This window comes from Microbacterium sp. RURRCA19A (assembly GCF_900156455.1).
Lineage (GTDB): Bacteria > Actinomycetota > Actinomycetes > Actinomycetales > Microbacteriaceae > Microbacterium.
Genome location: NZ_FTNQ01000003.1, coordinates 113426 through 128732, shown reverse-complemented (window position 1 = coordinate 128732; position 15307 = coordinate 113426). Strand labels below are relative to the sequence as shown.

13 protein-coding genes are annotated in these 15307 nt (G+C 70.9%); 9 read left to right on the top strand and 4 right to left on the bottom strand.

Annotated elements, in window-relative coordinates; translation table 11 throughout:
• Nucleotides 1-8: 8 nt before the first annotated feature.
• Nucleotides 9-872 (bottom strand): NYN domain-containing protein, encoded by an 864-nt coding sequence (locus BW982_RS12980; RefSeq protein WP_076493950.1) that lies wholly within the window; start codon nucleotides 870-872, stop codon nucleotides 9-11.
• A 239-nt stretch (nucleotides 873-1111) separates the two neighbouring features.
• On the bottom strand, nucleotides 1112-2095 hold the full coding sequence (locus BW982_RS12975; protein ID WP_076493948.1) for a Gfo/Idh/MocA family protein: 984 nt from the start codon (nucleotides 2093-2095) through the stop codon (nucleotides 1112-1114).
• A gap of 81 nt (nucleotides 2096-2176) precedes the next feature.
• Here BW982_RS12975 and BW982_RS12970 point away from each other — a divergent pair, with 81 nt between their 5' ends.
• The 6 genes from BW982_RS12970 (at nucleotide 2177) to BW982_RS12945 (ending at nucleotide 10109) form a co-directional block, all read left to right on the top strand.
• The gene (locus BW982_RS12970; protein WP_076493946.1) at nucleotides 2177-3499 is read left to right on the top strand and encodes a M20/M25/M40 family metallo-hydrolase; all 1323 of its coding nucleotides are present in this window, start codon (nucleotides 2177-2179) and stop codon (nucleotides 3497-3499) included.
• 88 nt (nucleotides 3500-3587) lie between these two features.
• On the top strand, nucleotides 3588-4622 hold the full coding sequence (locus BW982_RS12965; RefSeq protein WP_076493944.1) for a LacI family DNA-binding transcriptional regulator: 1035 nt from the start codon (nucleotides 3588-3590) through the stop codon (nucleotides 4620-4622).
• Between the two features lie 311 nt (nucleotides 4623-4933).
• Complete coding sequence (gene chvE / locus BW982_RS12960; protein WP_076494346.1) at nucleotides 4934-6037, top strand: multiple monosaccharide ABC transporter substrate-binding protein; 1104 nt, start codon at nucleotides 4934-4936, stop codon at nucleotides 6035-6037.
• Nucleotides 6038-6177: 140 nt separating this feature from the next.
• Nucleotides 6178-7704 (top strand): multiple monosaccharide ABC transporter ATP-binding protein, encoded by a 1527-nt coding sequence (gene mmsA / locus BW982_RS12955; RefSeq protein ID WP_076494342.1) that lies wholly within the window; start codon nucleotides 6178-6180, stop codon nucleotides 7702-7704.
• Entirely contained in the window at nucleotides 7691-8953 is a 1263-nt protein-coding gene (gene mmsB, locus BW982_RS12950; protein ID WP_254845595.1) for a multiple monosaccharide ABC transporter permease, read from the top strand. The genes mmsA and mmsB overlap by 14 nt, the downstream gene beginning before the upstream one ends.
• A 73-nt stretch (nucleotides 8954-9026) precedes the next feature.
• Nucleotides 9027-10109 carry a substrate-binding domain-containing protein gene (locus tag BW982_RS12945; protein WP_076493943.1) on the top strand — a complete coding sequence of 361 codons (1083 nt, stop codon included), beginning with the start codon at nucleotides 9027-9029 and terminating at the stop codon, nucleotides 10107-10109.
• Here BW982_RS12945 and BW982_RS12940 read toward each other — a convergent pair.
• Nucleotides 10106-11089, bottom strand: coding sequence for an AraC family transcriptional regulator (locus tag BW982_RS12940; RefSeq protein ID WP_076493941.1), 984 nt, complete (start codon nucleotides 11087-11089; stop codon nucleotides 10106-10108). The genes BW982_RS12945 and BW982_RS12940 overlap by 4 nt on opposite strands.
• A gap of 108 nt (nucleotides 11090-11197) precedes the next feature.
• A complete protein-coding gene (locus BW982_RS12935) occupies nucleotides 11198-12301 on the bottom strand; it encodes an AraC family transcriptional regulator (protein ID WP_076493940.1) in 1104 nt (367 codons plus the stop codon).
• A 226-nt stretch (nucleotides 12302-12527) separates the two neighbouring features.
• Here BW982_RS12935 and BW982_RS12930 point away from each other — a divergent pair, with 226 nt between their 5' ends.
• The 3 genes from BW982_RS12930 to BW982_RS12920 are packed head-to-tail and all read left to right on the top strand — an operon-like array spanning nucleotide 12528 to nucleotide 15306.
• Nucleotides 12528-13835, top strand: a complete 1308-nt coding sequence (locus tag BW982_RS12930; RefSeq protein ID WP_076493938.1) for a sensor histidine kinase — start codon at nucleotides 12528-12530, stop codon at nucleotides 13833-13835.
• Nucleotides 13823-14488 carry a LuxR C-terminal-related transcriptional regulator gene (locus BW982_RS12925; RefSeq protein ID WP_076493936.1) on the top strand — a complete coding sequence of 222 codons (666 nt, stop codon included), beginning with the start codon at nucleotides 13823-13825 and terminating at the stop codon, nucleotides 14486-14488. Before BW982_RS12930 ends, BW982_RS12925 begins: the two co-directional genes overlap by 13 nt.
• Nucleotides 14485-15306 (top strand): hypothetical protein, encoded by an 822-nt coding sequence (locus tag BW982_RS12920; protein WP_076493933.1) that lies wholly within the window; start codon nucleotides 14485-14487, stop codon nucleotides 15304-15306. Before BW982_RS12925 ends, BW982_RS12920 begins: the two co-directional genes overlap by 4 nt.
• The last annotated feature ends 1 nt before the right edge of the window (nucleotide 15307 follow it).

Sequence of the window (15307 nt, the reverse complement as noted above, 5' to 3'; positions counted from 1 at the left end):
CCGTGCGCCTACGCGGCGCGGGCGACCGCGCGCACCTGCACGATGTTCGATTCCTCGTCGACCTCGACGTGATCGGTCTGGGCCTTGAGGAAATCGGAGAAGCTGCGGAACCCGAGCGCCTTCTCGCTGAACGACGGGTCGAGGCGCTTCATGAGGTCTTTGACCGCCGAGGCGTGCAGCCACTCGCCGTCGGCGCGTTCGCCCTCGAGTTGCATCGCGCGCTCGAGGAGGTTGACGGCGGGGTCCTGAGAGCGCTTGCGCGCGCGGGGCCGCGAGGGAGCGGCATCCTTCTTGGTGTCGGCGAGCTTCGGGATGCCGGGCAGGGCGTCGTAGTTGTCGAACCGGTCGCAGGCCGACGCGAGCGACTTCGCCGTCGACCCCGCGACCCCGACGCCGACGACGTAGCGACCGAGTCGCTTGCACCGCTGAGCGAGCGGGACGTAGTCGCTGTCTCCGGCGACGATGACGACGTGCGACAGGTCGGGGAGTCGGAACATGTCTTCGACGGCATCCACGGCGAGCCGGATGTCCGCACCGTTCTTGGCGTATGCCGCTGCGGGAAACAACTGCACCAGGTCGACGGCCCGCGCCACGAGCTGGGAACGGTACTCGGCGTTCACGGGCGCCGACCAGTCGGCGTACGCCCGGGTCAGGACCAGCGTGCCGAACGACGCGGCGTAGTCGATGATCGCCCCGACGTCGATCGTCGCCTTCGTCAACCGCTCGGCGATCTCGGGCTCCATCGGGTTCTCCGCGATCTTCTGCCGGTCGCGCGAGTACGCGTTGCGACCGTGGACGCGGTCGTACCAGGACATGACGATGTTGTCGAAGTCGAGGTAGACGGCGACACGGGCGTTCTGGGGATCCGGCATGCCTCCAGTCTCTCCCGGGGTGGGCGCTCACGGGTAGCCCGCCGACCTGTGCAGTTCGCGTGCGCCACCGCGACGGCGGGCGCGCCGGGCGTGCCGTCGCGCGGAGTTCGTCGGCGACACGCCGCGTGGAGGGGCCGGCCGGCGGCGTGTCGTGGCCGCGATCCGCGGGGCGGTACGCCGGCGGCGCGGACCGGCCCGCCCGGACCGGCCGGGGTTCCCCGGCCCGTCCGGGAGCCCGCTCAGAGTCCGCCGGGGTAGACCACGCCGATCTGGCGGCGGACCTCGTCGAGCACGCCCATGATCGCCACCGTCTCGTCGATCGGCAGGATGTCGCTCGAGGTCGCGCCCTCGGCGACCAGACGTTCGGCGGCCAGCGCCTGGAACTGCATACCGCGCCCGTCCACGGCGCCGTCGAACTCCTCGATGACCGTGCCGTCGGGGCCGACGACGCGGAAGGTGGTGGGCGAGTACCAGACGCCGTCGATCTCGATCCGCGCCTCGGTGCCGACGATCTGCGCGACGTTCGCGCCCGCGCCGCGTGACGACGAGACGGTGGTCGAGATGGCGCCGCCGGGGTGCACGAACACCGTGGCGACCTCGGCGTCGCTGCCGGCATCCGAGATCCTCGCGAGGGCGGTGATGCGCTCGGGGAGGCCCAGTACGTCCACCGCGAACGAGACCGGGTAGATGCCGAGGTCGAGCAGGGCGCCGCCGCCGAGCTCGAGGGCATTCAGGCGGTGCTGCGGGTCGGTCGAGATCTTCTGCGTGTGGTCGGCGGAGACGACGCGGACCTCGCCGAGGGTCCCGGCGCCGAGGATCTCACGGATGCGGACCATGTGGGGCAGGTAGCGCGTCCACATCGCCTCCATCGCGAGGAGACCCTTCTCGGCGGCGCGATCGCGGATGCGTCCGGCCTCCGCCTCGGTGAGGGTGAAGGGCTTCTCGACCAGGACGTGTTTGCCGTGATCGAGGGCGAGGAGCGCGTTGTCGACGTGAGCCGGGTGCGGCGTCGCGATGTAGACGATGTCGACGTCGGGGTCGGCGACGAGGTCTTCGTATGATCCGTGCGCGTGGGGGATGCCGTACTGCGCGGCGAACGCGCGGGCACTGTCGATCGATCGGGAACCGACGGCCGCGACGTCGAGACCCGCGGTGCGGAGGTCGGAGGTGAAGGCGTGCGCGATGCCGCCGGTGGCGAGGATGCCCCAGTGCAGTCCGGTCATGGGACCACCGTATCGGCCCGCCGGTCGACGGCGGCGGCCGTGGACGGTGAGGGGCGGATGCCGTCCGCGTAGGCTCGCGTCATGACGCCCGTCGAGCGCTTCCGCGAGCTGTTGGCCATCCCCACCGTGTCGCACGTCGATCCGGCGCAGACCGACACCGCACGGTTCGACGAGTTCCACGACGCCCTCGAGCGCCTCTACCCGCTGGTCCACCGGCACCTGGAGCGCGAGATCGTGGCGGGCCACGCGCTGCTGTACCGGTGGGCGGGCGCGTCGAGCCGCGATCCGCTGCTGCTCCTGGCCCACCAGGACGTCGTCGACACGGCGGGTCAGCCCTGGACGCGTGACCCGTTCGCCGCCGTCGTCGAGGGGGAGGGGGTGGATGCCACCCTCTACGCCCGGGGTGCGATCGACGACAAGGGTGCGCTGGTGGCGATCCTCGAGGCGGTCGAGCAGGCGCTGGCCGACGGGGTGGTGCCGCGTGCCGACGTGTGGATGGCCTTCGGGCACGACGAGGAGACGCTCGGCACGGGCGCACAGGCGATCGCGGCTCTGCTCGCCGAGCGCGGCGTCCGCCCGGCCCTGGTCCTCGACGAGGGCGGTGCCGTGGTCGAGGGCGCGCTGCCGGGCGTCGGCGCTCCGACCGCGATGATCGGCGTCGCCGAGCGCGGCAGCGCGACCTTCGAGCTCATCGCCCGCGAGGCGGGTGGGCATGCGTCGACGCCGCCGTCGTTCCCCGCCACGGCCCGCCTGGCGCGCGCGATCGACCGGGTGCGTCGGCATCCGTTCCCGCGCCGACTCGTCGCGCCGGTGCGCGCGATGCTCGCGAGCGCGGCCGCCCACGCGCCGGAACCGGTGCGCACGGTGTTCCGCCGGACGGCGCTGACCGCGCCGGTGCTGACCGCGGCGTTCGCACTTCTCGGACCCGAGACCAACGCGCTGGTGCGCACGACCGCGGTCGTCACGCGGCTCGAGGGCTCGGCGGGCGACAACGTCCTCGCGACCACGGCGCGCGCGACGGTGAACGTCCGGCTGCTCACGGGCGAGACGATCTCGGATGCCGCGATCCACCTGCGGCGCGCCGTCGCCGACCCGCGCATCGACATCGAACTGCGGCACGGCAGCGACCCGTCCCCGGTGTCTCCGTGGCAGGGGACGGCCTGGCGGCGGCTCGCCGCGGCGGTGCGCGAGACGCTCGGCGACGAGGTGATCCCGCTGCCCTACCTGCAGCTCGGCGCGAGCGACAGCCGCTTCTACACCGGGCTCACGGAGCACGTGTACCGCTTCACCCCGTTCCATCTCACGCGGGCCGAGCGCGACGCGCTGCACGCGCCCGACGAGCGGATCCGCGTCGAGGTGTGGCTGCGGGGGATCGGCTTCTACCGCGCCCTCCTGGCATCCTGAATCGACGTGCGCCGCGACCGCGGGCGCCTGTCGGCTATCCTCGTGTGACCGGTCACGACGCGACCGGCGACGCGAAGAAGCGAGATCGATGAGCGAGACCGACATCCCGGATGCCGCGGCCAGGGCGCCGAGCATCCGCGACGTGGCACGGCTCGCCGGGGTCTCGTATCAGACCGTGTCGCGCGTGATCAACAACAGCCCTCAACTGCGTCCGGAGACGGCCGCCCGCGTCCGCGAGGCGATCGCCGAACTGAAGTTCGTGCCCAATCAGGCGGCGCGCGCGCTCGCGACGAGTCGGACCCGCCTCATCGGTGTGCTGGGGCCGCGCGCCACGACCCACGGAACCTCCGCGATGGTGCTGGCGGTGGAGTCCGCGGCGCGTCGGGCGGGCTACCGTCTGACGGTCACCAACCTCGGCACGAGTGCGCCCGACGACGTCCGCGCCTCGATCGATCACCTCATGCAGCAGTCGATCGAGGGCCTCATCGCCGTCGCGCCCCAGACGCGTGTCGTCCCGATCCTCGACGAGATGCAGCTTCCGGTGCCGGTGCGCATCGTGTCGTCCACCGGCCCGTCCACGCCGACGGCGACGTTCAACGACCAGATCTCCGGGGCCCGCGCCGCCGTGCGACATCTCGTCGAGCTCGGACACACCCGGATCCTGCACATCGCCGGCCCCCGGGACTGGATCGAGGCCGACCACCGCATGCGGGGCTATCTCGCCGAGATGGACGCGCAGGACCTCGCCCCGCGCCCCCCGGTGCTGGGGGACTGGACGGCGCAGTTCGGCTACGAGGCGGGCCTCGAGCTGCTGCGGACCGAGGATGCCACGGCGGTCTTCGCCGGGAACGACCACATGGCGTTGGGCTTCATGCACGCGGTCCGAGCGATCGGCAGATCGGTCCCCGAGGACGTGTCGGTCGTCGGATTCGACGACGTCCCGGAGGCGGCGCACCTGTGGCCCCCGTTGACGACCGTGCGCCAGGACTTCGCCGGCATCGGACAGCGCGCGGTCTGGGATCTGCTCACTGATCTGGGTGTTTCGCACGACGGGCAGGCGATGCCCGAGCCCGATCACCTGCGGCTGATCGTCCGCTCGTCGACCGCGCCGCCCAGCCGCTGAGACGTCACGGTTTGGCAACGGCTGGTCGCCGAACGCACAGGCACTTGACAGCGGGAGCGATGTGCGGGGTAGCATCACACACACAATGTGAACGGTCACATCACCGCCACACCACGCCGACGGGACTCGCTGCGGAGCGACTCCGTCGAGACGAAGACGTTTCGAACGACGCGTAACCCGCGCCGCCGACCGGCCTCGTTTCGCCCCGCCGGACGCGTGCCGGCGTGCCGTCCGCGCTGAAGCGGTGGGCTCCGTGCGGAGAGACCGTGACATCCAACCCAACGAAGGGAACCAGAGTGAAGAAGCACAGCATGCTCAAGGCGGTCGCGGGAGCGGGCGTTCTGGCGCTCGGCATCGGTCTCGCGGGCTGCGCGGGCGACCGCACCGGCAGCGGCGGCGGCGACGCCGCGGAGGCCGGTGGCATCATCGGCGTGGCGATGCCGACGCAGCAGTCGGAGCGGTGGATCGCCGACGGCAACAACGTCAAGTCGCAGCTCGAGGAGCTCGGCTACCAGGTCGACCTGCAGTACGCCAACGACGACATCCCCACGCAGGTCTCGCAGATCGAGAACATGATCACCTCGGGCGCCAAGGCCCTGATCATCGCCTCGATCGACGGCACCACCCTCACCGACGTGCTGCAGCAGGCCGCCGACGCGAAGATCCCGGTCATCGCGTACGACCGCCTCATCAACGGCACGAAGAACGTCGACTACTACACGACCTTCGACAACTACAAGGTCGGCGTGCAGCAGGCCACGTCGCTGCTCACCGGTCTCGGTGTCCTCGACGCGTCGGGCAAGGACACCGGCGCCGCCGGTCCCTTCAACATCGAGCTGTTCGCCGGGAGCCCGGACGACAACAACGCCACGTTCTTCTGGAAGGGTGCCATCGACACCCTGCAGCCGTACCTCGACAAGGGCACGCTCGTCGTCCCCTCCGGCCAGACCGAGTTCGGCCAGGCGGCCATCCTCCGCTGGCTGCCCGAGACGGCGCAGAAGCGCATGGAGAACATCCTCACCGTCATCGGCGGCACCAAGCTGCAGGGTGTGCTCTCGCCCTACGACGGTCTGTCGATCGGCATCATCTCGGCCCTGACCTCCGGCGGCTACTCGGCCGACGCCCTGCCGGTCATCACCGGTCAGGACGCCGAGGTCGGCTCGATCAAGTCGATCATCGCCGGCGAGCAGTACTCGACGATCTTCAAGGACACGCGCGAGCTCGCCAAGCAGGCCGTGACCATGGTCGACGACATCCGCAAGGGCACCGAGCCCCAGGTCAACGACACCGAGACCTACGACAACGGCGAGAAGGTCGTTCCCTCGTACCTGCTCGAGTCGACGATCGTCACGAAGGACAACTACGAGAAGGTCCTCGTCGACAGCGGCTACTACACCGCCGACGACCTCAAGTGATCCCCGCGGGAGGGCTCCGGTCCTCCCGCACCGCCTCCGCCGCGACCGCACACCGGTCGCGGCGGAGGCCCCTGTTCCCACATCCCCACCGGCGCACAAGCCGGTCCTGCAAGGAGGACCTCGTGAGCACCATCCTCGAGATGCGCTCGATCACCAAGGAATTCCCCGGCGTCATCGCCCTGGCGGACGTGTCACTGACCGTCGAGCGCGGAACCGTGCACGCCATCTGCGGCGAGAACGGCGCGGGGAAGTCCACCCTCATGAAGGTGCTCAGCGGTGTCTACCCCGCGGGCGACTACCGCGGCGAGATCGTCTTCGACGGCAAGACCGTGGAGTTCAAGGACATCCGCGACAGCGAAGCCGCCGGCATCGTCATCATCCACCAGGAGCTGGCTCTCAGCCCCTATCTCTCGATCGCCGAGAACATCTTCCTCGGCAACGAGATCACCCATCGCGGACTCATCGACTGGGATGCCACGAACAAGGAAGCCGCGAAGCTCCTCGCCCGCGTCGGCCTCGGGGACAGCCCCGACGTGCCCGTGAACGAGATCGGCGTCGGCAAGCAGCAGCTCGTCGAGATCGCGAAGGCGCTGTCGAAGGACGTGAAGCTCCTCATCCTCGACGAGCCCACCGCCGCCCTCAACGACGACGACTCCGAGCACCTCCTCGACCTGATCCGGCACCTCAAGGGGCAGGGGATCACGTCCATCATCATCAGTCACAAGCTCAACGAGATCCGCGCGATCGCCGACGAGGTCACGATCATCCGCGACGGCCGCACGATCGAGACGCTCGACGTCGCCACCGGCGGGACGAGCGAGGACCGCATCATCCGCGGCATGGTGGGACGCGAACTCGAGAACCGCTATCCCGACCGTGACGTCGAGATCGGCGACGAGGTCCTCCGCATCGAGGACTGGACCGTTCACCACCCGACGGATGCCAGCCGCGTCGTCATCCACGAGGCGAACCTCACGGTGCGCGCGGGCGAGGTCGTCGGCATCGCCGGGCTCATGGGCGCCGGCCGCACCGAGCTGGCGATGAGCGTGTTCGGCAAGAGCTTCGGCTCGCGCATCTCGGGCACCGTGTACATCCGCGGGCAGAAGGCCGACACCTCCACGGTGCCGGCGGCGATCCGCAGCGGTCTCGCCTACGTCACCGAGGATCGCAAGGGTGCCGGCCTCAACCTCATCGACACGATCAAGCGCAACATCTCCCTCGCCGGCATGCGCAAGCTCGCCAAGAACGGCTGGGTCGACGGCGACGAGGAGTACCTCGTGGCCAACCGGTACCGCAAGTCGATGAACATCAAGGCCCCGACGGTCGACGTCGTGGTCGGGAAGCTCTCCGGCGGCAACCAGCAGAAGGTCGTGCTGTCGCAGTGGCTCTACTCCGATCCGGAGGTGCTGATCCTCGATGAGCCGACCCGCGGCATCGACGTCGGCGCGAAGTACGAGATCTACACGATCATCAATTCCCTCGCGGCGCAGGGCAAGGGGGTGCTCGTGATCTCGTCGGAGCTTCCCGAGCTGCTCGGCATCTGCGACCGCATCTACACCCTCAGCGAAGGCCACATCACCGGCCAGCTGCCCATCGAAGAGGCCACACCCGAGGCCCTCATGGTGCTCATGACGAAGGAGAAGGAAGCCGACCATGTCAGCGCTTAACAACACCGCGACCGAGACCGGTCCGGCGACGCCGAAGGGCCCCGTCGGCGGCGGCGCCGGGGGAGCCGGCGGCATCGTGCAGTTCTTCACCTCGCGTCTGCGCGAGATCGGCATCTTCATCGCGCTGATCGTGATCGTGCTGCTGTTCCAGGCCCTCACCGGTGGACGACTGCTCACCGCGGGCAACGTGTCGAACATCATCGTCCAGAACAGCTACATCCTGATCCTCGCGATCGGCATGGTGATGATCATCATCGCCGGGCACATCGACCTGTCCGTCGGTTCGGTCGCCGCCTTCGTGGGCGCCGTCTCGGGCGTGCTCATCGTGCAGTGGGGCCTGCCCTGGTGGCTCGGCATCCTGCTCTCGCTCGTGCTCGGCGCGGTGGTCGGCATGTGGCAGGGCTTCTGGGTGGCGTACGTCGGGATCCCGGCGTTCATCGTGACGCTGGCGGGCATGCTGCTGTTCCGCGGTCTCACCCAGATGACGCTCGGCAACACGCAGATCACGCCGTTCCCCACGGAGTACCGCCAGCTCGGCGGCGGCTACCTCTTCCCTGAGCTGTTCCCGGCGGCCACGTCGCCCGCGGAGTGGATCACGGTCGCCCTGGGCGCGCTGACCCTCGTCCTGTTCGTCTTCTCGCAGGTGCGTCAGCGTGCCAAGCGTGCGGCGCTGGAGCTGCAGAACGAGCCGATGGCGGCGTTCCTGGTCAAGGTCATCGGCGGCGGCGCGCTCATCGCCTACCTGACCTACCTCCTGGGTGTCGCCCCCGGCTCGCGCGGCACGCCCATCGTGCTCGTCGTCCTGGCGATCCTCATCATCGGATACTCCACGGTCATGAGCCGGAGCGTCTTCGGTCGCCACATCTACGCGATCGGTGGAAACCGCACGGCCGCGAAGCTGTCGGGCATCAACACCCGCCGCGTCGACTTCCTGCTCTTCGTGAACATGGGCGTGCTCGCGGCCCTCGCGGGCATCGTCTTCACGGGTCGCCTGAACTCCGCCGGTCCCGGTGCCGGAAACCTGTTCGAACTGGATGCCATCGCCGCCTCGTTCATCGGTGGCGCGGCCGTCCAGGGCGGTGTCGGCCGGGTGGTCGGTGCGATCGCCGGTGGTCTGGTCATGGGTGTGCTCAACAACGGCATGTCGCTCATGGGCATCTCGACCGACGTGCAGCAGTTCATCAAGGGGCTCGTGCTGCTGCTGGCCGTGGCCTTCGACGTGTGGAACAAGAACCGCACGCGCGGTTGATCCCCGCTCCTCTCGGACGCCCCGTCGCCTCGCGCGGCGGGGCGTCCGTCGTGTCTGGGGCAGGATGGAACGGGTGACCCTCTGCCTTTCCGTCCGTCGCGGCGTCGCGATGCTCGCGACGCTGGCGCTGGCCGGCTGCACGGCGACGACGGCGCGCACGATGGGAACCAGCGACGGCGAGGGGGTCGTGGGGGTGAGTCTCCCGACCTCCGACGACCTCGCGTGGGAGCGACTCGGCACGGCGCTCGACCACGAGCTGCGATCACGGGGGTACCGCGTCGACCTGCAGTTCGCCGCGGGCGACGACCGTACGCAGGCGGCGCAGGTGCGCAACATGCTCACCAAGAGCGAGGATGCCGTCGTCCTCGTGCCGCTCCCGGGTGACGGTCTCGGCGATGCGGTCGCCGCGGCCGACGAGGCCCGGGTGCCGCTGATCCCGGCCGGCCGGGGCCTCGATGCCGAGGACGCCCTGGTCGCCGTGGACCCCGCGGCCGTCGGACGCGCGCAGGCGCGTGCCCTGCTCGCGGCGCTTCCGGATGCAACGTCGACCGAGGCCACCACCGTCGCGCTTCTGGCGGGCGCGGCCGACGATCCGGATGCCGCCGCACGTCACGCCGCGGCGATCGAGGTGCTGGCGTCGGCGGTGGCATCCCGGTCCTTGCGGATCGTCGCGGGCGCGGATCTCGACGACGCCGCGGTGGCGGACTCGGTCGAGCACGTCGAGGATGCCGCGGAGGAGTCCGCGCGCGACCTGCTCGACACGGCCGGCGACGACGCTCCCCGGATGATCGTGGCGCTCGGGGATGCGGTGAGCCGGGGTGTGGTGGCGGCGTCGACCACGCCCGACGCGGAGCCGACGGCGTCACCGAGCCCCCCGGCATCCACTATTCCGGAGAAGGACGCACGACCGGCGCCGCGCGTGATCGCGTCGGGCGGCGATGCCGCGGTCGTGCGGGCTCTGCGCGACGGGATCGTCGCGGCGACCGTCTTCGTCGACACGCGCTCGTGGGCCGTCGCGATCGCGGACGCGGTGGCCGAGGCTCTCGCCGGAGGTGTGCCGGTGCCGACTCCCTCGTCGGCGCCGGCGACGGTCACGCGCGACGAAGTGCGTGCGGTGTTCCTGGACGGGGGCTGGCTCCGGCCCGAGGATCTCTAGGCGATCGCCGCGCGAGCACCCGCTGGCCGTGCGCGCTCGGCGGGAGCGCCGTAGACGTCTTCGAAGGCGCGGCGCAGCGCGGAGCGGGATCCGAACCCGCTCGCCGCGGCGACGAGGTCCAGACCGAGGTCGGGACTGCTCGCCAGCAGCGCCATCGCGTGCCGCGTGCGATGACGTCGGATCTCCTTCGCGACACGGAGCCCGCGGGCACGGAAGGCCCTTTCCAGCGTGCTGCGCGACACGGACAGGTGCTGCGCGAGGAGCGTGGGGGAGAAGCGGGGATCGCGGTACTCCTGTCCGATCCTCGCCTGCGCGGCCGAGACGAGCCCCGCTCCGGGGAGAGTGCTGGTCGCCGCCAAGACCAGGGAGCGTGCGATATCGCGGGTGAGCGACCTCAGGATGCCGGCATCCTCGTCGTCGTGCGCGTCCGGGGTCTCGAACGCCGCGGCGTGGAGGTAGGCGTACGCGGCGCGGAAGACGGCCGATGTGGGGGCCACGTCGCCCACCGTCTCGGCGGAGAGCAGCACGGGTTCGATCTCGGACATGTCGAACGAGAAGAAGATCAGCTCGACGTCGGCGTCGGCGCGGACGCGGATCGGATCGGTCGTGGGGAAGATGATGTGCAGCCCTCCGCCGTCGGCGCTCCACCGGGCACCCGGCCCGGTGATCTCGATCGCGCCCCGGTTGACGAACAGGAAGACACCGCGATTACGGGCGTTCACTCGGTCGCGCGCCCAGTCGACCAGGAAGGGGCCCGAAACCGCGTGCACGATGAGGCACCAGTTGAAGCGCACGGCTTGGATACGCAGGGGAGCGATGTCACCCTCTCGCACCCTCAGGCCCATGCCGTCCACGAACGCCTGCAATCGGAGAGGGTCGGTGGCTGCGCCGGAGCGTCGGGCGAATCGGTGCTGTCCCTGCAGGTCGGCCCAGCCGAGCGTGAGGTCCTGCGGCAGCAGGTCGGAGTGGTCGCGGGTCATGGAGCCGTCTTCGTGCGATGCGGGCGCCGTCGAGAGCGCCGGCCGGTGGGTCGGGCTCGGACGAAGGTCTTCGCGCGGGGCCGGCGCAAGCACCTCGCTGTGCGCAGTCTAGGCCGACACGGACGTCGTGTGCACGCCACGGGCGCGCTCGGGCGCGACGCCGTAGATCTCGCGGAACGCCCGACTCAGGGTCGATCGGGAGCCGAAGCCGCTGGCCCGCGCGATGAGATCGATGCTCAGCGACGGGTCGCTCGACAGCAACGCCATCGCGTGGTGCGCGCGGTGGCGCCGGATCTCCTGCGCGACGTGGAGCGCGTTGTGCCGGAAGGCGCGCTCGAGCGTGCTCCGTGAGACCCCCAGGCGCGCGGCCAGCCGGGTGGGCGAGAAGCGCGGGTCCCGATACTCCTGGGCGATGATGCTGCGCGCGGCGGTGAACACGCGGTCGCGGCGGCGGGTGGTCGTGGATGCCAGCACGAGAGACCGCGCGACGTCACGGGTGAGAGAGCGCAGGATGCCGGACTCCTCCGCGTCGTCGGAAGACCCTGTGGGGGCGAACGCCGCCGCCTTGAGGTAGGCGTAGGACGCGCGGAAGACGGGGGAGTTCGGGGAGATGCGACCGATGGCGTCGGCCTCCAGGGAGAGCGGTTCGATCTCGTTCGTGTCGAAAGAGAAGAAGATCATCTCGTTCTCTCCACACCCGCGGATGCGAACCGGGTCCGGTCCGGGGAAGACGATGCACAGCCCGCCCCCGTCGGCGGTCCAGTTCGTCCCGCTGCCGCTGAGTTTGAGCGTGCCGCGGTTGACGAAGACGAACACTCCGCGCCTTCGGGCGTCCGGGCTCTCGCGCGGCCACTCGATCAGGAAGGGCGCCGACCGGAGGTGGGCGATGGTGTACGCGGGGAAGTCCACCGACTGCAGCGAAAGCCGCGCCGGCTCGCCCTCGAGGACGCGGAAGCCGGTCTGCACCACGAACGCCCGCATCCGCTGCGGATCGGCCGGCGCGCCGGGGGCATGGGCGAAGCGCCGGTGACCGTTCTGCTCCATGCCGTCGAGGGGCGTGCTGAGGGGGGAGCAGCGGTCGGGACCGTTCCCGGCCCCGCCGGAGGCGAGGACGGTGGACGCGACGAGGGGTGCGGACCACGCCGCAGCGGCGACCGGGCGCGCGGGCGCGACGTCACGAACGTCATCCCGATGGGGGTGCGCGTCCTGCATGGATGCTCCTCGTCCTGTTCTTCTGCCACCCCGAGCGCAATAATGACCAGAGTCGTCCGTGCCGCGTGCGAGCGGACCCTGTTTTGCGTGAGCTCGAACGGCGACATGACGCGAATCGAACGACACGACCCGCGGGCATCCCCCGCGGCGGCGTTCGGGAAAACCCGAATCACGGCGAGGGCTGCCCCGGCTGACCGGCGAGCGCCCCGGTCCTACCGTGGAACCCATGACCACGGCATCCGTCCTTCCTCCTTCGCCACCGACGCTGCCCGCACCCCCGGGCGCGGTCCCGCGGAGGTCGGTGCGCGTCTCGTCGCCCGGCCAGGTCGCCGGCGCCGTCGCCCAGCTCGCCGCGCTCGGCGCCATTGGTCCGGCCGTCTTCGGCGGGCTCTTCGGTCTGCTCGGTGCGGGCGTCGGGCTGCTGTTCGCGGTCCTCATCGGTGCGGTCCTCCTCGCCGGACTGGTCTACGCGCTGTTCGGGGTGGCCTGGTTCGAGCAGGCCCGCCTCGACGGTCTGTACGGCTTCGATCTGCCGGCGCTGCGCCCGCGACGGAGCCCGAAGCCCGGGTTCGTCGGTGTGCTGCACACGATCTGGCTGCAGGCGATCGACCTCCGCCAGTGGCGGGCGGTGGCGTCGTTCACCGTGTCGACGGTGCTCGGGCTCGTCACGCTGCTGCTCGTCGGAGCCGTCGCGTGGGGGCTCGCGCTGGTGATCAGCCCGCTCTTCGGGTGGGCGCACGCCGCGCTGTTCGGCCTGTTCCGGCTCGAGGGCGCGGGGGCCCCGCTCGTCGGAGGTCTCGTCGCGCTCGTCGCCACGGGGGCCGTCATCGGGCTGGGCCTGTTGCACGGCGTGCTCGCCCGAGCGATCCTCGTGCCGTCGCGGGAGGCGCTGCTGGAGGAGCAGGCACGCACGTCCGACACCCGCCGCGCCGGCGCCGTGCGCGCCGCCGAGGTCGAGCGCACCCGCATCGAACGCGACCTCCACGACGGTGTGCAGCCGAGACTGGTCTCCATCGGGATGACGTTGGGCCTGGCCCAGACCAAGATCGACGACGACCCCGAGGCCGCCAAGGCGCTCGTGGCCGAGGCGCACGCCTCGACGAAGTCGGCGATCACCGAACTCCGGCAGTTGGCGCGCGGCATCCACGCGTCCGTCCTGGAGGATCGAGGACTGGATGCCGCCCTCTCGGCGCTCGCGTCCCGCTCCCACATCCCGGTGACCCTCGATGTGCGGCTGCCGCGGCGCTGCAGCCGTCCCGCCGAGGCCGCGGTGTACTTCTCGATCGCGGAAGCGCTGACCAACGCCGCGAAGCACTCGCGGGCCGCGAACTGCCGGGTGGACGTGCGCGTCCGTGACGACGGGTCGCTGTGGGCCCGCGTCGAGGACGACGGCCTGGGCGGTGCGCGCGTGGTGCCCGGCGGGGGCCTCGACGGCATCGTGAACCGCGTCACCGCCGCCGGCGGAACGGCCCGTATCGACAGCCCGCAGGGCGGCCCGACCTCGGTGGAGGTGACGGTCCCGTGCGCATCCTGATCTGCGAGGACTCCGTCCTGCTGCGCGAGGGGCTCGTCCGCCTCCTCGCCGACGACGGCCACGAGGTCGTCGCCGCCCTGCCCGACGCATCGGGTCTCGAGGCCGCGGTCGTCGAGACCACGCCCGAGTTGTGCGTGCTGGACGTACGGCTGCCGCCGACGTGGACGGACGAGGGCATCCGCGCGGCGATCGGCCTGCGGTCGCGGCATCCCGGGCTCGCCGTGCTCGTCCTCTCCCAGTACGTGGAGGAGGAGTACGCCAGCGACCTCATCGCCGACGGCCAGGGTTCGCTCGGCTACCTCCTGAAGGACCGGGTCGCCGACGTCCGCGACTTCCTCGACGCGGTCGCCCGCATCGCCGGGGGCGCCACGGTCCTCGACCCCGAGGTCGTCGGCCAGCTGCTGGCTCGGCGGCGACGCGACGACCGCTTGCAGGCGCTCACCGAGCGCGAGCGCGCCGTGCTCGCCCTGATCGCCGAGGGGCGATCGAACCAGGCGATCGCCCAGGCGCTGTTCGTCTCACCCGCCAGTGTCGAGAAGTACATCACCGCGATCTTCACCAAGCTCGGCCTCGAGCAGGACGAGACGGGGAACCGTCGCGTCATCGCCGCCCTGGTCCACCTGGGCCATGACACCACCGGAGCATCCTCATGAGCGTCCAGAATCCCGTCGATCCGAAACCCACCCCGCCGCGCCGTGCGAAGGGGGCCCTCGCGGTCTCGATCGGCACGATCGTCGTCGGCGGATGCGTGATCGCCGGCACGCTCCTCAGCACCGGCCTCACGGCCGTCCGGGACCTCAGCGCGATGTCGCTCGGCGCACCGGTCCAGCAGAACGACGTCGCGGGGATCCGCGACCTCGACGTGGACGTCGCGGGCGGTGCCCTGCGCATCGTCTACGACGACGTGTCGGAGGCGGAACTCGACGGCGGAGGCGTGGGGGCGTGGACGCTCGAACGTCGGGGCGACACCCTGCACGTGTCGTCTCCGCGCCGGTCGTTCGCGGACTGGGGCTCGGGGTCGCAGGCGACGCTCACCCTTCCGCGCGAGCTGGGGCGGCAGGACCTGGGCCTCCACGTCGAGGTCGCCGGGGGATCGATCGATCTCAGCGGAGACTACGGCGACGTCGACGTGACGGTCTCGGGCGGGAGTGCGACGGTCTCGGGGGCGGCGAGCGCGCTGAGTCTCGCGGTGGCGGGCGGGTCGGTCACGGCCGACGTCGACGGTGTCGACGCGGCGACGTTCGAGGTCACCGGCGGTGATCTCACCGCCGATCTGACGGGTGGGGCGCCGGCGCGCACGCGCGTCGATGTGACCGCGGGCTCGGCCGATATCGGCCTCCCGGATGCGACCTACCGCCTGTCCAGCGAGGGGCCGGGGTCGATCGACAGCAGCCTGCAGACGTCGCCCACCGCGACGCCCCGCGTCGAGGTGCAGGCGACTCTCGGGTCGGTGACGCTCCGCACGACGTGAG